This window comes from uncultured Methanobrevibacter sp., assembly GCF_937881195.1.
GTDB lineage: Archaea > Methanobacteriota > Methanobacteria > Methanobacteriales > Methanobacteriaceae > Methanobinarius.
In genome coordinates, this window is the sequence record NZ_CALGFC010000029.1 from 41,143 (window position 1) to 60,722 (window position 19,580).

The 19,580-nt window shown below is 22.6% G+C and carries 16 protein-coding genes; 15 read left to right on the forward strand and 1 reads right to left on the reverse strand.

The features are described 5' to 3' along the window. Window positions 1–243: 243 nt before the first annotated feature. From Q0087_RS04560 to Q0087_RS04605, 10 genes are all read left to right on the forward strand, one after another. The gene (locus tag Q0087_RS04560; protein WP_297898518.1) at window positions 244–468 is read left to right on the forward strand and encodes a KEOPS complex subunit Pcc1; all 225 of its coding nucleotides are present in this window, start codon (window positions 244–246) and stop codon (window positions 466–468) included. A 304-nt stretch (window positions 469–772) separates the two neighbouring features. Beyond that, on the forward strand, window positions 773–1,120 hold the full coding sequence (locus tag Q0087_RS04565; protein ID WP_297898490.1) for a prefoldin subunit beta: 348 nt from the start codon (window positions 773–775) through the stop codon (window positions 1,118–1,120). Window positions 1,121–1,397: 277 nt separating this feature from the next. Beyond that, complete coding sequence (locus tag Q0087_RS04570) at window positions 1,398–1,682, forward strand: DUF3194 domain-containing protein (protein ID WP_297898491.1); 285 nt, start codon at window positions 1,398–1,400, stop codon at window positions 1,680–1,682. 660 nt (window positions 1,683–2,342) lie between these two features. Beyond that, window positions 2,343–3,065: a hypothetical protein gene (locus Q0087_RS04575; RefSeq protein ID WP_297898492.1), complete on the forward strand. Its 723-nt coding sequence runs from the start codon at window positions 2,343–2,345 to the stop codon at window positions 3,063–3,065. Window positions 3,066–3,633: 568 nt separating this feature from the next. Next, window positions 3,634–3,894, forward strand: coding sequence for a FeoA family protein (locus tag Q0087_RS04580; RefSeq protein ID WP_297898493.1), 261 nt, complete (start codon window positions 3,634–3,636; stop codon window positions 3,892–3,894). Window positions 3,895–4,296: 402 nt separating this feature from the next. Beyond that, complete coding sequence (feoB, locus tag Q0087_RS04585; RefSeq protein ID WP_297898494.1) at window positions 4,297–6,312, forward strand: ferrous iron transport protein B; 2,016 nt, start codon at window positions 4,297–4,299, stop codon at window positions 6,310–6,312. Window positions 6,313–6,657: 345 nt separating this feature from the next. Then, window positions 6,658–6,852 carry a hypothetical protein gene (locus tag Q0087_RS04590; RefSeq protein ID WP_297898495.1) on the forward strand — a complete coding sequence of 65 codons (195 nt, stop codon included), beginning with the start codon at window positions 6,658–6,660 and terminating at the stop codon, window positions 6,850–6,852. 227 nt (window positions 6,853–7,079) lie between these two features. Next, window positions 7,080–8,039, forward strand: a complete 960-nt coding sequence (locus Q0087_RS04595; RefSeq protein WP_297898496.1) for an arsenic resistance protein — start codon at window positions 7,080–7,082, stop codon at window positions 8,037–8,039. Between the two features lie 355 nt (window positions 8,040–8,394). Then, a complete protein-coding gene (locus Q0087_RS04600; protein ID WP_323384418.1) occupies window positions 8,395–9,213 on the forward strand; it encodes a potassium channel family protein in 819 nt (272 codons plus the stop codon). 325 nt (window positions 9,214–9,538) lie between these two features. Next, window positions 9,539–10,225: a HisA/HisF family protein gene (locus Q0087_RS04605; RefSeq protein ID WP_297898498.1), complete on the forward strand. Its 687-nt coding sequence runs from the start codon at window positions 9,539–9,541 to the stop codon at window positions 10,223–10,225. A gap of 118 nt (window positions 10,226–10,343) precedes the next feature. On the opposite strand, the gene Q0087_RS04610 is transcribed toward Q0087_RS04605, so the two are convergent. Next, window positions 10,344–10,520 (reverse strand): hypothetical protein, encoded by a 177-nt coding sequence (locus Q0087_RS04610; protein ID WP_297898499.1) that lies wholly within the window; start codon window positions 10,518–10,520, stop codon window positions 10,344–10,346. A 506-nt stretch (window positions 10,521–11,026) separates the two neighbouring features. Here Q0087_RS04610 and pdxS point away from each other — a divergent pair. The 5 genes from pdxS to Q0087_RS04635 all read left to right on the forward strand — a co-directional run bounded on the left by pdxS (window position 11,027) and on the right by Q0087_RS04635 (window position 19,395). Continuing rightward, window positions 11,027–11,908: a pyridoxal 5'-phosphate synthase lyase subunit PdxS gene (pdxS, locus tag Q0087_RS04615; RefSeq protein ID WP_297898500.1), complete on the forward strand. Its 882-nt coding sequence runs from the start codon at window positions 11,027–11,029 to the stop codon at window positions 11,906–11,908. Between the two features lie 1,928 nt (window positions 11,909–13,836). Then, window positions 13,837–15,051, forward strand: a complete 1,215-nt coding sequence (locus Q0087_RS04620) for an ammonium transporter (RefSeq protein ID WP_297898519.1) — start codon at window positions 13,837–13,839, stop codon at window positions 15,049–15,051. Window positions 15,052–15,298: 247 nt separating this feature from the next. Beyond that, window positions 15,299–15,637 (forward strand): P-II family nitrogen regulator, encoded by a 339-nt coding sequence (locus tag Q0087_RS04625; RefSeq protein ID WP_297898501.1) that lies wholly within the window; start codon window positions 15,299–15,301, stop codon window positions 15,635–15,637. A 214-nt stretch (window positions 15,638–15,851) separates the two neighbouring features. Next, window positions 15,852–15,989 (forward strand): hypothetical protein, encoded by a 138-nt coding sequence (locus Q0087_RS04630; protein WP_297898502.1) that lies wholly within the window; start codon window positions 15,852–15,854, stop codon window positions 15,987–15,989. 565 nt (window positions 15,990–16,554) lie between these two features. Then, on the forward strand, window positions 16,555–19,395 hold the full coding sequence (locus Q0087_RS04635) for a DUF5814 domain-containing protein (RefSeq protein WP_297898503.1): 2,841 nt from the start codon (window positions 16,555–16,557) through the stop codon (window positions 19,393–19,395). Window positions 19,396–19,580 lie beyond the last annotated feature (185 nt).

Consider the following 19,580-nt stretch of genomic DNA (forward strand, 5'->3'; position numbering starts at 1 on the left):
ATTTAATTTAATTCTTTTATTCTTAATATTAATTTTATAATATTAATTTTATATATCAATTTATTGTATATTAAATATTATATTAATTATTAAATTATTAATTAATTTATTAGCTATTAATTTATTATTTATTAGCTATTAATATATTATTTATTAGCTATTAATTTATTATTTATTTATGGAGGAGTTATTATTTCAGAAAGTTCTTTCAACACTTTAAATTCAGTTAAAGGCAATATCATCATAGATTTAGAAAGTGAAAAAGTTGCTAAAATTGTTTTTGACTCTGTTTTATTAGAATTTGATTCTTCTCCAGATTATAGGTCTAAAATGAATATTACTTTAAATAATACTGAACTTATTATAAATATTAAATCTGAAGATGCAACTTCTTTTAGAGCTTCTATAAACTCTGCTATTAAATGGATTAGTTTAGCAATAGATATTAATGATTTAGTTGAAGAATAATAAAATTTATATTTATATTAGATAATAATAAATACTATAATAAATATACTTTTTTATACTTTTTTACAAGTTTTTTATTTATTATAAAATTAAAACATTGAATTGTAAATTAAGTATATTTTATTAGAATAATCATTAAATTTATATAGGTATTTATTATAATTAAGTAAATAGCTATAGAAATAAATAAATTAATAGCTAAATTAAGCTTTCAATTGATTAATATATTATAATATATTAATATCATGGGCTAAATTTGTTATTATATTTAGTTTTTTTATCATAAAATAATAAAGGTGAAAATATGGAAGTACCTCAAAATATACAACATCAATTAACTCAATTTCAACAATTACAACAGCAAGCTCAAGCTGTAACTGTACAAAAACAAAATTTAGACATTCAAATTCAGGAAACTGAAAGTGCTCTTGAAGAATTAAAGAAAACCGATGAGAATGCTGATGTTTTTAAAACTGCTGGAAATTTATTAATTAAAGTAGATAGAAATGAAATTAATGAAGAACTTGAAGAAAAAATAGAAACTCTTAAATTAAGAGAAAAAACAATGACTAGACAAGAAGAAAGAGTCATGAAAAAACTTCAAGAGATGCAATCTTCAATTCAAGAAGCTATGCAAAATCAAGCACAATAAATAGTTTTAATAATTATAATAGTTTTAATAATTATAAAATTTATTCAGTTATAATAAAATTATTGTAATTTATATAAATTTTTTATTTTTATAAATCTGAAAATGAAGATTTTAATTTAATGAAAGTTTTTTATTTTTATAGGTTTTAAAAACGAATTTTTTATTATTTATTAGCTATTTTTATTAGCTATTTTTATTAGCTATTTTTATTTATTATTTTATTTACAAATTTTATCCCTTAAATTATTAATTGGGGATATAATTAGGATGTTTTAATTTGAACAAACTTAAAAAATTATCTCAAGAGGATTTAGACACTATATCACAATATTTTTCGGATAAAGCTAATGAAATTATTTTGTCCAAAATTCCATCAAAAGAAGTTTTAGATTTAGATCTTGATATTGATGCAACTTACGATGGTGAGGAATTAGATATTAATATTGATGTTGATATTGCTCTTGATGAGCTTTCTAAGATTAAAAATGATGATATTGAAATTGCTATTGAAGAATCTTATAAGCAATTGGATATATTTATTGACGAAAATTACCGAGAATAATATTTTATATTATTTATTTAACTTGAAGATTCTAATCTACTAATAATATAATTTTTTTTATTTTTTGAGATTTTAGTTTTATTTTAATCAGTTTTAATTATTTTTATCCACTTTAAACTATTTTCTAATTTTAAACTATTTTCCAATTTTAAAATATTTTCCTATTTTAAAATATTTTTTAATAACTTTTTACTAAATCTTGATTTATATTAATTCTTTTGTCTTTAATGAAAATTTATGATTAACTTAATTTTATTTTAATTTTATCAACTTCATTTTATAAAATCTCAAGTAAACTTTAAATACTATAAAGTTTATATTATAAGTATGGGTCCAACTCCTTAGTTTATCATAAAATGAACTATAATATATTAGATTTGGGGTGTTTCCCCAATCTATTATAAATGGGGTTTTTTATTTTTTTATTTATAAAATTAGATTTTTTATAGATTTTTTACTTTTTCTATTCAATTAGCTATTCTCTTTTTTAAATTATTATATCAATTAGTTTTTATGTTTAATATAAAAGTTTATATTGGCTATTTTTATATTTAATTTATATCTAAAAATCTAAAATTTTTTATAGTAGAAATTACAAAATTTCTATATTAATATTCTATATCATCATATACAATTTTCTAATTCTACTTTTGTGATAAAATGAAAAGATCAACTTTGATTACAATAATATTGGCTCTTATATTAATTTTTGGAGCATATTTATGGGGAATGACTCAAATTAGTCTTGTAGAGCCAGTTGGACGCCTTACAATAACAAAAATAGGTAATCCTGACATGTTTCCAGATCATGGTAATGCAGAAGTACTTGGTGATTATGCTGCTAAAACTGGTTCAAAGTGTGTTCTAGTAGTTCATTATGGTGGAGATTCTAATTATCGTCAATTCGTTCAAGAAAGTCCACTTTCTTCATCTGGCGAAGTTAAGATTATAGAATTAGCATTTGTGGATCCTTCGACATATAAAACCTATGTTGATTGGGGAGAAGTTTTTTATACTTTTATGTTTGGGATTCCTGAGGATAGGTATACTTATCGTGCAGATGGAATATCCTTCCAAACTCTTGATGAAGCTTTAGCGTATGTTGATCAAGAAGCTAAAAATTATGGGCAAGAAGGACCTATTCCAATGTTTTATCATGGAACTGTAAGGCAAGGAGGCCCATACCTTAATCCTGGTTGTGGTTTTCCACTTTATACTCAAATATCTTGGAAACAGTATGGTCGTTTTGGTGCATATTATTATGTTGCAAAAGGTTTAATTTGGCCTTATTTATCTAATAGGTATTATCCTTATGAGATTAGCCATTTATCTGATTTACAAAAGTTATACAATGAAGGTAACCTTGATTATACAGCTATTTGATTATTTAATCTCTTTTTTGATTTATTTTTTTTATATTATATTTTAACTATTTTTTAGGCCTCTTTTATTTTTTATACCTCTTTTATTTTTTATATTATTTTTTAATTTTATTCATTTTTCTTCTATTCTATATTTTTTTATAAATAATTATAATTCAACTATGAAAAATTTTTAGGTAAACCTAAACATTTATATAGGATGAAGATATTATATTAATCTAGTTTAGGTATACCTAAATTAAATAATTTTTAAAATAATTTTTGTTCACCTAATTTTATCTAAACATTTATATACTAATTAATAGAAATATAAAATTGTCTTTAGGTATTCCTAAATAAAAAATATTATTTAGGTATGCCTAAATTTAAAATAATATTTGGTTTTAACTAAATATATTTGTTCTAAATATAATAAAATCGATTTAAATAGGATTTAATAATATTATTTATCTATTTATTTCATATAAGCCATTATTTAGGCATTACTAAATTTTATTATATTTAGGATTTTTAAAAATTTTTATAAATTTCTAATTAATTTAAATTAAAAGGTGTGAGAAGGTGAAAAGATGGAGGAAAAAAAGATTAATTCAATAAAAACATTAAATGAACTTAAAAACGGTGAAAAAGGGACTATTGTTTCTTTTTCTGATAGAGGGGATGTTGAATTAAAGAGACATCTTTTAGGCATGGGATTTGTTAAAGGTTCTGAAATCACTTTAGAAAAAATAGCTCCTTTAGGAGATCCTATTAAATTTAGATTAAAAGGATATTCTATATGTCTTCGTAAAAATGAAGCAGAAAATATCAAAGTTGAAGTATTGAACTAATATATATTTTTAATATTCTAAATTATTATAAATTATTACTAAATAATGAAATAATTATTAATGGATTCCATATTTATTATATTTAATATTTATTTATAAAATATATCTATATTTTAATTAAATAAGTTTGTATTTTAATGAAATTGGTTTATATTATAATTAAATAGAGTTATATTTTAATGGAATAGTTCTATAATTTAATGAAATATTTTTTATATTTTCATTAATCTTTTTATATTTTTTATAAAATTTTTGTATTTTTTAGAAAGGTAGTCATAACAATAAATTTTTATAATTATTTTACAATTTTCAGTTAGTTATAATTTATTAAAATATTAAAAATTATATATTTCGTACTTGATTTTTCCATAAATTTATCATTTTTAGTAAGGTGGAAAATTAATGAATAATATAAAAGTAGGGTTAGCTGGAAATCCTAATGTGGGTAAAACAACTTTATTCAATCAATTGACTGGTCTTCGGCAACATGTTGGAAATTGGCCAGGTAAAACTGTAGAAAAAGCAGAGGGGCATCTAAATTTTAATGATTCTAGAATCGATGTAATTGATCTTCCAGGAAATTATGCACTTAGTGCTCATTCTATTGAAGAAATAGTTTCTAGAGATTTTATTGTTGATGAAAGCTCTGATGTTATTGTCAATGTTATTGATGCAACCAATATTGAGAGAAATTTATATTTAACTACTCAAATGATGGAATTGGGCGCAAATTTAGTCATTGCTCTTAATATGAATAAATTTGCTAGAAAAAGGGATTATAATATTGATATAACTGAATTATCTGAATTATTAGGAATTCCGGTAGTTGAAATTGAAGCTAGAGATAATACTGGTAAAGATGAACTGTTAAAAGCAGTTCAAGAAGCTGTTAAAAATCCTATAGATAGTAGCAAAAAATTAGTATATGGTAAGGAATTAAATGAACATTTAGATGATCTTAAAACATTAATTGAAAAAAATAAAGAATTAATGGATGTTCCTTCTTCTTGGACAGCTATAAAACTATTAGAAAATGATGATATAATAATTGAAAAAGTTAAATCTTCTTCAAATTTCATTGAAATATTTAATGAAGTAGAAAAAGTTAAAAAACATTTTCAAGATGTTTTTAATGAAACTACTGAAGAAGTAATAGCTAATTATAGGTATTCTTTCATTGATGGTCTAGTTAAAGAATCAATAACAAAACCAGAAATAGAAAAACAATCACTCACAGAAAAAATTGATAGGGTTGTTACTAATAGATTTTTGGGTCTTCCAATATTTTTAATTATAATGTGGGCCATATTTCAGATTACTTTCACTGTTGGAGCACCATTCCAAGATCTTATTGATGCGGGATTTGTAATGCTTGGAGATGGTATAATTGCGGTTCTTGGTGAAACTTGGCTTTCATCACTACTTGTTAATGGTATAATTGGTGGTGTTGGTGGAGTACTTGTATTTTTACCAGTAATATTTCTGATGTTTCTAATGATTAGTATTCTTGAAGATTCTGGATATCTTGCAAGAGCTGCTTTTGTTATGGATAAACTTATGCATAAATTAGTAGGTCTTCATGGAAAAGCATTTATTCCAATGATATTAGGATTTGGTTGCGGAGTTCCAGGAATTATGGCTACTAGGACAATGGAACATGAACGAGATAGAATTTTGACTATGATGATAATTCCATTCATGTCATGTACTGCTAGACTGCCAGTTTACGCATTATTCGTAGCTGCTTTTTTTACAGCTTTTCAAGGAGAGGTTATATTTTCTTTATATCTTTTAGGAATAGCTGTGGCTATTATTGTAGCAGCAATACTTAAACGTACAACTTTTAAAGGAATTACTAGTCCTTTTGTTATGGAATTGCCTTCATATAAATTACCTTCTGTAAAAGGAGTTCTTATTCATACTTGGGAAAAAGGCTATGGATTCATTAAAAAAGCAGGTACAATAATCCTTGCAGCATCTATAATTGTATGGATATTAAGTAGTCTGCCTATGGGAGTTGATTATGGATCACAAGAAAGTGTAATTGGTCAAATTGGTACTGCAATATCTCCAATTTTCGGACCAATTGGATTTGGTGAATGGCAACCTGCAGTAGCACTATTATTTGGAGTAGTTGCTAAGGAGGTGGTTGTAGGAACTTTCAGTTCCCTGTTCGGAGTAGCTGAGGAAGGATCGGGAATTGAATCAGCTATGCATGAAATATTCACACCACTTTCAGCATATTCTTTCTTGGTGTTTGTGTTGTTATATGTGCCGTGTTTTGCAGCTTTAGGTACTATAAAACAAGAAACAAACTCTTGGAAATGGCCAATTTTCATGGTAGTTGTTACAACAGTAACTGCATATATCGTATCGTTTATTATTTATCAGGGCGGTACACTTTTGGGCTTTGCCTAAATTTCAAATATTGAAAATTAGGATTAATAAATTTAAATTTTTTTATTAAAATTTTTATTTATTAATTTTTTTATTTTATTATAATTCTTATAATTTTTTATAATTTTTTTATTATAATTTTAATTTTATTATAATTTTTTAACAAAATTTGTTTTTATATTAAAAACTGAATCTTTAACATTAAAATTATTATTGATTGTATAATTTATTTTTAAAAAGATTATAAAAAATTATAAGAATTCAATTAAAAATTCAATTGAAAAATTTACATATTAAAAATTTATTATTTAATATAGAAAATTGTATATTATATATTTAATTACAGAAATTTATAATGGTGAAAAAATGCAATGTAGAATGTGTGGCTATGAATTTGATGAAAAAATTGTAGGTAAAAGTTGCCAAGGTTGTGGAAAAAAAGAGTGCCAAACAGTACATTGTCCTAATTGTGGTTATGGTAATTCACCTGAATATGAAGAAGAATTTAAATTTATAGGTTCTTTAAAAGATAAATTAAATTTTAAAAGAAAAAAAGAATAATTTAATTATTACTTAATTAATAATATCCTAATACATACTAATTTTAATAAGTATATTCTACTAATTATATCCTAATAATTATATCTTACTAATTGGATTTTAATAATTATATTCTAATAATCATATTTTGATTATAAAAATTTTAATTATAAAATTTTAATTATAGAATTTTAATAATAGGAGTTAATATTACTGGTATTTATTTACTTTATTTATCATTTGATAATATGAATTTTCTAGAAAAATCTCAATCTGTAATTATACTTTTTGCCATAATATGTGGTCTATTATTTGGTCAAATTGCTATTATTGGTAATAATGTATCTTATTTTATAATACCTTTTTTATTTTTAATGTTATTTGGAACATTTGGGTCTATATCGCTCACTGATTTCAAAAAGAGTTTTTCTAATTTCAAGTTTACAAAAATTAGTCTTTTAATGAATTTTGTTTGGACTCCTTTGTTTGCTTATATTCTTGGAGCTATCTTTTTAAATCAACATATTGATATTTGGATTGGATTTATCATGTTAATGGTAACTCCTTGTACTGATTGGTATCTCATATTTACTGGAATAGCAAAAGGCAATATCTCACTTTCTACTTCAATTCTTCCTTTAAATTTAGTATTGCAAATAATACTTCTTCCAGTATATTTACTTTTATTTTTAGGAGTTTTAGGATCTTTTGACTATGGAATTTTATTTGAAAGTATATTATTAATGGTTGTTCTACCATTTTTATTAGCTCAGATTGCTAGATATATTTTTAAAAATATTAAAAAATTAGAAGTTTATAAAACTAATTTCTTTAGTTTTTTTGAATCTTCTCAAATAATTTTTTTAAGTTTAGCTATTTTTTGTATGTTTGCTGCTAATGGGTATGTATTAGTCAATAATTTATGGGTTCTTTTTATTTTAATTATACCTATGTTCTTGTTTTTTATTATGAACTTTTTAATTGGTAGAATTATAAGTAAAAAATTGAATTTTTGCTATGAGGATTCTGTTAGTTTGGCAATGACTACTCTTGCAAGAAACTCTCCTATTGCTCTAGCTATTGCTGTAATAGCTTTTCCAAATCAGCCATTAGTTGCTTTATCATTAGTAATTGGACCTTTAATTGAGTTGCCTGTTTTAGCCATTACTTCTCAGATTTTATTACATTATATTAGGAATGAGATTTGATTTTTTACATTTTTTACATTTCCCTAACTTATTTTTAATTTTTTCTTTAATTTTCTTAATTTTCTGCTTTTATTTTGGCTTTTTTATTATCTGTTATTATAGATATTAATTTAATTTTAGAAATATTCATATATAATAGTTATAATAATCATATATAGTTATAATAAAAATATTAAAGCAAAACTTTTGATTAACCATATTATAATATATTAAATAATATTAAAATAATATTTTATATTTAGATATGTATTAACAGGTTATAGCTATAAATTTAGATATAGTCATATTATATATAATTATAAATTTTTATTTATGATAATAAAATAATAGAATTATCTTATAATATAATTGGTGGGTGTTTATAATTAATTATCAACTTAAAAATACTATAGGAAACATTTTTCAAGCATTATTAACTATCTTTTTGTTTTTGATTATAGCCGATATAATGTTCTTAATTTTGGAGTCATTATTCCCATTTCAGCAAAATAATCAAGATATTGTTGCTAAATTTGATTTAATTATTTGTATAATTTTAATATTCTTTTTAGCTGTTAATTTTTTCTTTTTTAAAAATATTAAGAAATATTCATCAAATTTACTGGTAATTATACCTGCAGTTATTCCCTTTGAGTTTATATTTTTAATTATTTTTGGGCATAATATGGACCCATTAATATTTGGTATATTATATGTTTTAAGAATTATTCATTTAATTGCATTGGTTTACACATTAAAATTTTTAGGATCTAAATTTATTTCATTTTCAAAGCAAAATGGGCTTGGTTATGGAATAATTGCAATTACTACGATTTTTATAGTTGGTTCTGTATTATTTTACATATTCGAATTTAATTTTAATCCTAATATTGTAGTATTTGAAGATGCAATTTGGTTTTCATTAGTTTCAATAACTACTACGGGTTATGGAGATATTGTTCCATTTACTTTAGCTGGAAGGGTCATAGCAGCTTTTTTAATTGTTAGTGGTGTTTCATTTGCTACCTTTGCTACTGCATCATTAGCAAGTTCAATTTTCCAAAAATTCCGTGAAGAAAAAATTAGTAGGGACAAAGAAATTGATGAACAGAACAGACTTTTAATAGAAAAATTTGAAAAAAATCAGAAAGAGCTAATTGAGATAAAAGAAATGATTAAAAAATTAGAAAAATAGAATTTTTTCATTACTACCTTCTTTTTAATTGAATATGGGCATATTTGATTTAATTATTATTATATATCTCTTTATATACCTTTTATTTAATTATTTTGTATATTAGTTATATAATTTTTTATCTGTGTATATTGATTGTGTAATTTATATTTGTATATTGATTGTGTAATTTATATTTGTATATTGATTGTGTAGCTTTTTATTAGTTTAGCTTATGTTATTTTTTTTATCTATAATTAGGTTATTTGTTTGTTTGTATATTGTTATTTTATCTTTCTTATTAATTTATTAAAATATTTATTTAATTATAATTGGAGTGTTTAAAATGATAGAAATAATTCCTGTTTTAGATTTGATGAGTTTCACTGCTGTTTCTGGAAAATCTGGAAATAGAGATAGTTATACTCCTCTTAAAACTATTTTTGCTTCAGATAGTGAACCTATTTCCATTACTAATAATCTTAAGTTAAATGGTGCAAAACAGCTTTATATTGCTGATTTAGATTTGATTGAAAAAAAAGGACATAATTTAGATAAAATTAAAATGTTGAATACAATTCTTCCAGTTATGTTAGATAGTGGTATAAAAGATATCAAATCTTTTGATTTTTATTTAGATTATGCTACTAAATTAATTGTAGCTACTGAAACTCTTGAATCTATAGAGGAATTGTACAAAATTTTTGATAAGTATCCAAAAGAAAGAATTGTTGTTAGTATTGATATTAAAAATAACAATATTTTATCTAAAAATTTTGAAATTGGTCTTAATGAATTTAAAAAAAATTTAATTGAAATTAATCCTAATGAAATTATATTGTTAGATATTTCTAGTGTTGGAACAGAAAAAGGATTTAATAAAACTTTGTTGAATAATTTTTCTTATTTTAAAGATAAATTAATTATTGGTGGGGGAATAAACAAAAAAGAAATTCATGAACTAGAGAATTTAGGAATAAAAAAAGCATTGGTTGGATCTGCATTACATAATGGGGATGTAAAAATCATATGATCATAAATATAATATAATTAATATAATATAATTATAATTAATGTAATTATAAATATTGTATAATATAAGTAAAAATATTAATTTAAATAAAAAAATAAATATTTTTTCATTTATTTTATCATATGATAAAACTTAATACAATAAATGGACTTATAGCAGCTATTATAAATAATGCAGCCCCTATAATTGTTATTCTCTTTTCATTATCCATAATTCCTGATATTAGTAGTAATACTCCAAAAAAGCCTAAAACTGCTGGAATAATATGTGAAAATATAAGTGTTCCTGTTGCCATTTTATCACATTGTTGATTTTAATTAATTAAAGTTAAAATTAAATATATAATTTTATTTTTATTAGATATATAATAACTACCTATCATTGGCAGTTTAAATAAAAATTTATATTGGATATTTATTATATTACAATAAAAATTTGTAATTTATTTGATATGATTTTTCATTTTTATTTAAATTTAATTCCTTATTTAGATTTACTATTTTTTATATTTTATTTAGATTTTTTATTATTTTATTAGATTTTTTACAATTTTATTTAGAATTAAATTTCAATGAACTTCTATATTTATTCTAGAAATTTATTTTTTATCATTATTAAATCTTTTTCTAACTATTATCTTTTATATATTTTTTAGAAAGTTTTATTATTAATAAAGAAAAAAATTATATTGATTAAAAATATTTAATGGTTAAAAATTTTTAATTAATCTATAAATTTTATGAAAGTTAATAATAATATATATTTTATCATTTGATATTGGTAATACTAAGGAGAATATATATGAAAAAAGGAACTGATGTTTTAAAAGAAGGCTTTGCAAAAATGACAAAAGGCGGAGTCATAATGGATGTTGTTAATGCTAATGAAGCAGCTATTGCTGAAGAAGCAGGTGCAGTAGCAGTAATGGCTTTAGAAAAAGTCCCAGCGGATATTCGTGCTAGTGGTGGAGTAGCTAGAATGGCCGATCCTAATAAAGTTAAAGAAATTGTTGAGGCTGTTTCAATACCAGTTATGGCTAAAGCTAGAATTGGTCATATTGCAGAAGCTCAGATTTTAGAGACTTTGGGCGTTGATATGATTGATGAAAGTGAAGTACTTACTCCTGCTGATGAAGAGTACCATATTAACAAAAAAGAGTTCACTATTCCATTTGTATGTGGAGCAAGAAATTTAGGTGAAGCATTACGTCGTATTGATGAAGGGGCTGCTATGATTAGAACTAAAGGAGAACCTGGAACTGGTAATATTGTCGAAGCTGTTCGCCATATGAGGATGGTTACTTCTGAAATTCGTCAAATTCAAGGTAAAAATGAAGAAGAACTTCGAAATTTTGCTAGATTTATTGAAGCTCCGTTTCCACTTGTAAAAGAAGTTGCAAAAATTGGTAAATTACCTGTTGTAAACTTTGCTGCTGGTGGTGTAGCTACTCCTGCAGATGCATCTCTTATGATGCAATTAGGATCAGATGGTATTTTTGTTGGTTCTGGTATTTTTAAATCTGAAAACCCAGAAGAGTTTGCAAAAGCTATTGTTGAAGCTACTGCAAATTATGATAAGCCAGAAGTATTAGCTGATGTTTCAAGAGGTCTTGGAGAAGCTATGAAAGGAGTAGAAATTTCTGAAATAGCTGAAAATGAACGTATGCAAGAAAGAGGATGGTAATTAATATTCATTATATTTATTAAATTAGTATATATTACTTTTTTTAATATTATTTATTAATTTACTATTTTTTAATTTTTTATTTATATAACTATTATTTTTTAATTTACTATTTTTTAATTTACTATTTTTTAATTTTTTCTTTATTAACTTAATACTTTTTTATTCATTAATTTGTAAATTATGTCTTTTTCTGCTTTTAAATTAAATCTAAAATATAATTACCCTCATGTTATCATATTATCCTAGTGTTATCACTATAATATTATTTTAAATATTATCCATATTAAAAACTATTTTTTATATTTTATTAATAATTTAAAGATTTAAAGCAGATATTTAGTTAAATTTATTAATAAATTTAAATATATTAATTAATGCATATTTATGTAATAATTAGTGCATATCTATGCATTAATATCATGTATATTTTGTGCTTGTAAATTTCAGAGAAAAAAAGTAAAAGTGATAATTCAGTAACAAATAGGATTAAAGCATTGAATATCTAATTTGATATTTATTAAAATTGAAAGGTTTGATGAGGATATTATATAAAAATTAATCTTAGATTTTTTCTATTATTAATTCTATTTTTATCCTCTAAAAACTGATATGGTTTAATTGGAACATATAATTTAATTATAGCTAATTTTATTTTATTCTATTTTACTTTTATAATATTCTATTTTTATTCAATTTTATTTTGAAATTTCATAAAATTTCTTAATTTATAATAGTTAATATAATAAATAATAGTTAATATAATAAATGATTATTTTATTGGTAATTTATATCTTTTTTATTTATTTTCTTATTATTTTTATTCTTATTTATTTTACTATTATTTTTATTATTTATTTTGTATTTATTATCCAAATATATTATTAATATTTTATTTTAAAAATATAAAAAATATGTAAAAAATTCTATAAAAAATTCTATAAAAAATTTTATTGAAAGAACTAATATTAATCAAATATAAAAATAAAAAAATAGTAATTCTAGAAAAAACTTTATTAAATTTTCTCAATTTTATGTCAATTCTATTAAAAATTAGTAAAAATTATAAATATATTCAATAACATTGACTTATTTTTAAATAATTTCTAAAAATTTTTGGATATTATTAAAAAATTCTCATTATATGACATAATTAAATATACTTATTTTTAAATTATATCTAGACAAAACACCAAAAAATTTATATATAAAAAGATCCAATTTAATTACATAGGAAAAAGGTTTCCTATTTCCTAGAAGTGAAAGTATCAATATGGAAAAGAGATATAAATTTTATTATATTGAATTAATATTTTTTAATTAATATAAAATAAAAATAATTCCTCAATAACTTCTATTAAAAATAGAGAAAAAATCAATAAATTATTTTAAGACCAAATAAAATCTCACATAGATTTAATAAATAAACAAATTATCTCTTTTATCATATTGAAATAATATATTAGGAGAAATATAAGAAATTAGAATATCTATAAGAATTAAATTAAAAAATAAATTATAAAAATTAATGAATTAAATTATAATAACTTAACAAAAAAATAAAATCCATATCATGAAAATTATTTTCAAAATCCCGAAGTTTTGAAATGTGTTAATAGCTATCAAAATTAACAATAAGCTAAATTTAAGGGATTATACTATTAATAGTGTTTTTATAATACATTTAAATTAAAATAATATTCAATGATATTAATTTTATAAATTATTATTAATTTATTATAACAATAAATTTTAAAATTATAATTTTATTTAAATAATTAGTTCTAATATTGATTTTAATTATTTATTTCTCAATAGACTTTCACTATTAAAGAAATAAACTTAATAAGGTATATAGTACCATTGGCATATTATAAATGTCAAATAGGTATATTAATACCAAAAAAATAACAAGAGAAATAGATAGTATGGTAGATGTATTGAACACAGGGGATACTGCTTGGATACTTATATCAACAGTTTTAGTACTTTTGATGAGTGTTCCTGGTATTGCCTTTTTTTACGGTGGATTAGCAAAGAAGAAGAACGTTTTAAATACCATGTTTTTAACTTTGATTGCGTTTGCAATTGTAAGTATACTATGGGTAATTTATGGTTATCAGTTTGCATTTGGTGCAGATATTAATGGGCTGATCGGTTATCCGGCGAACCTATTGATGAGTGGAATCGGTGTAAATGATGTTAGTGGAACAATTCCTTCAATGTTATTTGTTGCATTCCAACTAACTTTTGCAGCATTAACAGCAGCACTGATATCAGGAGCTGTTATAGGAAGAATGAAATTCTCTGCATGGATAGCATTTATTATAATATGGATGACTGCTGTTTATGTCCCAATCGCCCACTGGGTATGGGGTGGAGGATGGTTAATGCAAATGGGAGCACTTGATTTTGCAGGAGGAACTGTAGTTCATATTTCCTCAGGTATATCTGCATTAGCATTAGTATTGATTCTTGGTAGTAGAAAAAGCAAAACATTATTACCTCATAACTTAGGATATTCTGTACTTGGTGCAGCATTCCTTTGGTTTGGTTGGATGGGATTCAATGGAGGATCTGCTTTAAGTGCCGGTGGACTTGCATCATCAGCATTACTTGTAAGTAATCTTGCAGCAGCTGTTGGACTTGTAACTTGGGTATGTATTGATACTATTAAAGAAGGAAAACCAACTGTGCTTGGTGCTATATCTGGTGCTATAGCAGGTCTTGTTGCTATTACTCCTGCAGCAGGATTTGTAGATGCTAGTGGAGCTATAGTGATTGGTTTAGGAGCTGCATTTGTTTCTTACTTCGCAATTACTTACCTCAAACCTCGTTTAGGATATGATGATGCTTTAGATGTATTTGGAATTCATGGAATGTCTGGTATATGGGGAGCAATAGCTACAGGAATATTTGCCGCACCATTCATTAATGAATTAGGAACTGGTTTATTATATGGTAACCCTGGACAATTAACAATTCAAATAATTGCTGTTGTAGCAACTTTAGCATATGCATTTGTAGTAACTATTATAATTGCAAAAGTCCTTGATTTAACTATTGGTTTAAGAGTCAAAGAGAAAGATGAAGTTGAAGGACTAGATACAAGACTTCATGAAGAATCTGGATATATGTTATAAAACAGAATATATCAATAGGATATTAACATTATATTGAAAAATTCATTATATTTAAAATTAATAATATATTCAAAAAAATAAAAATTAATAATATATTTGAAAAAATAAAATATGATATTTAAAAGATAAATTATAAAATAAAATATGATATTTAAATTTATTAATAAATATAATGTTTTAAAATGTTAAAAAGATATAACTGTTATTAAAACAAATATTATTAAAAAGTAAATTAAGGAGCTAAAATATGAAAAGAGTTGTAGCTATAATTAGACAAGAAAAACTAGAAGATGTTAAAAGTGCTCTTGTTTCTGTTGGCTGTGAAGGTATGACTGTTAATGAAGTTAAAGGTCGTGGAAAACAGCTTGGAATTAAAGAAAGTTACAGAGGTTCAAATTATTGCATAGATTTAATACCTAAAACACGTGTTGAAGTTGTAATAAAAAAAGAAGATCTGGAAAAAGTTTTAGAAACAATACAGGAATCTGCAAGAACTGGTGAAATAGGTGATGGTAAAATATTTGTATCATCTGTAGAGCAAGTTGTAAGGATAAGAACTGGTGAGGATGGTAGAGAAGCTGTTTAGAAATAAAATCTATTAAATTATAATGGATTATTTTTGTAAAAACGTTTATTTAGATAGAAATATTTTTAATTATATTTTTAATTATATTTTTATTAATATTTTTAATAATATGTTAACTAATATTTCTACTAATATCTTAAATAAATATTTTTTTTACTAAATAATTCTTTTTTTATTTAGAAAGATTTTATTCTAGTTTTTTATTAATATGGAGATGAATAAAGTTTTGGAACCTGTTTATACAAATATTATAATATTATTGATAATTTCTGTTATAACTGCAATTATTATTAATATTATTAACACCTGGGAGAAAAATTCAACTAATAATACTAAAAATCAAAAAAACTAAAATTAATAGATAATTTGATTTTATTATTAGGAAAATTTTTTTTCTTATTTTTTATTTAAATCATTAAGTATTAATTAATAATTATAATTAATTTTTAACTAATTTTAATATTTTATACTAATTTTAATAACACTAATTTTAATAACACTAATTTTAATAGCTACTATTAATTATTAATTAATACTTAACATAATTTTATAAGATATTTATTTTTAAAGAATTAATAAATTTTTTTTATAATGCCATTTTTTTAATTTAAAATTATTATTTAATATGCATTTTAATATAAAATCTATTTTTAATTTTTTTTTTATATAAAATTTCACTAGATTATAATATTATAATTCTTAAAAATAGAATAAGTTATTATTTTATTTCTAAAATATATTTTAAATTTAAGTTTACTGGAATTTTATAAAATAATATTTAATTATATAATTATTATAAAATTAATGCTTAATTCATTGATTATTATAAATTTAATAATCAATTAATGGATTATTATAAAATTAATAATTAATAAGAATGATTAATTATATATAATCTCAAATGAAACATATAATCAATGATAATTCTCAAAAAAGCAAAAAGATCATGGGAACTATACCCTATTGGAAGTCCTAAAGGAGCTTTGAATACAAGAAGGACTCCTGATTTTATAGGAATTATAAAATTTAAAGAAACTCCAAATGGATTGTCTATAAATAAATTCATAGCTAAATACCCTCAAGATGAAGAAAAATTGCTTCCTCCAAGTGAAGCTATGAAATTACTTAAGAAACAAGTAGTATTCTTAGTATCAAAAGATCAAAAAATAGAAGAATTCCTCACATCTCATGGCATACAAACCAGATTTACAAAAATATGTTCTCATTGTGCATATGAGGGATATATAACTATAATAAACAGTAATTTTAGCTATGATTACCACAATCAATTAATATGTAAAACCTGTGCAGAAGATACTATAAAAAGGGAATTAAAATTACAAGGATATGATAAAAAAACTTATAAAAATTTTAAAAGGATTTTGAATAAAACAGGAAATCTAAATGAAGTTTTAAAAATAATTGATCATAAATTTGATCCATTAGCTAACACTAATTTAACTCTTTTTGATAAAATCACTGTTAAAAAGTCAAAAATTCCCAAGATACCTATCAAAAGACTTAAAATTCCAAATAAATTTAAAAAAGTCCTTGATAAAGATGATAATAATTATTTATTGCCTATACAATATTTATCTATAAAAAAAGGACTAATGAAAGATAAAAGTTTGCTTGTTGTTTCAGCAACAGCAAGTGGAAAAACATTGGTAGGAGAATTAGCAGGGATACCAAAGGCATTAAATGGAAAAAAATTTATATTTTTAACCCCTCTCGTTGCATTAGCTAATCAAAAATATAGGGACTTTAAAAAGAAATACGAACCTCTTGGACTTAAAGTATCTATAAAAGTAGGGATGAATCGTGTAAAAGCTAAAGAAGAAATTAAATTTCCGGAATCAAATTTAACTGATTCTGATATTATTGTTGGAACTTATGAGGGAATTGATTTTTTACTACGTTCTGGAAACTCATCTGCATTAAAAGAATTAGGTACTGTCTTAATTGATGAAATTCATACTTTAGATGATGAAGATAGAGGAATAAGATTAAATGGGATGATTAAAAGAATCGAAAAAATATATCCTAATGCTCAAATTATTGGCTTATCTGCAACTATTAAAAATCCAAAACAACTATCTAATGAATTTAAAATGGATTTAGTGGAATATGATCAACGTCCTGTTCCTCTTGAAAGACACCTTGTTTTTGTAAAAAGTGATATTGAGAAAAGAAACCTTATTAGAAAATTAATTATAAAAGAATTTAATCATAACTCTTCTAAAGGTTTTTCTGGTCAAACTATTGTTTTCACAAATTCTAGAAGAAAAACTCATCAAATTTCTGATTATTTAACTAGAAAACGGATTAAATCAGCTGCATATCATGGAGGGTTATCTTATTTTAAAAAAGAACGAATTGAAAAAGATTTTGCTAATGGAAAAATTTCAGCAGTAGTCACAACGGCAGCTCTAGCAGCAGGTGTTGATTTTCCCGCTTCTCAAGTAATTTTTGAGACTCTTATAATGGGAAATAAATGGATTTCAGCAAATGAATTTTCACAGATGATTGGAAGAGCAGGAAGGCCTACTTATCATGATAGGGGAGTTGTATATTTACTCCCAGAAATATCTAACAAATTTGATAATGAAAGCGAAGAATCAATGGCTATTTCATTACTTGAAAGTGATGTAGAAAAAGTTCACATTGATTATAATGAAAGTGATTTATTAGAACAATTATTAGCTGATGTATGTTCCTACTCTTTAAATAATACTAAGGATATTAATGATTTTTATAAAAATATACAAATTCCTATAAATATAGAAATGGCTATTAATGAATTATATGATAAAAAATTAATTAAGATGAATGAATTAAATAGTAAAAAGAAAATTAAGCTTAATAAATTAAATGATATTAAGCTTAATAAATTAAATGATAAAAAACTAATTAAATCAAATAATGAAAAATTTATCAATGAAAAGATAATGCCAACTAAATATGGAAAAGCTGTTTCCATGTCTTTTTTATCAATTGAAAATGGGGAATTTATAAAAAAATCATTAAATAAGCTTTCTAAAATTCTAAAAAAACAAAATAATAAAATAATAAAACTTAAAAAAAATAATAAAGAAAATAAAAATTTAAATAATATTGATAAAAAGATTTCTGAAAATTTAATTAAAAAAGACAATGAATCATTTAAAAATAAGAATGAAAATAAGAATAATAAAAATAAGAATGAAAAGAATAATAATAAAAATAATAATAAAAAGAATAAAAATAATGTTAATATAGAAATTAATAATGAAATAATCAATATAGCTATTGATTTGGGATATTATGAAAATGCTTATATCGCCCCATCTGTTCACAAACAAATAGTGAATGCTTTAAAAACAAATTTTTCAACAAGATTATTTTCTGATTCAACTTTAGATATAATCTCTTCTGGAGAAACTATAGATAAATTAGATAAAAAATTCCAGGAAGCTCTATTGAAGATTCAAGTAGACTTTTTAAGATGTGAGTGTGAAGAAAAACCTTTTTGTAATTGTTTAAGTATAGGAATTTCTAAATTTATAATAAATGAAAGATTAAAAAGAAAAGACCCTACAGATATTTCTAGAAAATTATTAAAACATTATCAAATTCAAACATATCCTGGAGATATATTTTCTTGGCTTGATAATCTTATAAGAAATTTAGAAGCCATTGAAAGAATAGCTAGTGCATATAACCAAAAAAAATATGCAAATATAACCAGAAAAATAATAAAAAGAATAGAAAAGGGATGATTAATAAATATTCTATATACAATTATAACTAATTTTTAGAAATAGTATTCTATATAAAATTATAATTAATTTTTAGAAATATTTAATTTTTAGAAATATTATTTTACAGAAAATATAATTAATTCTAAGAAATATTTAATTTTTAGAAATAGTATTCTATATAAAATTATAATTAATTTTTAGAA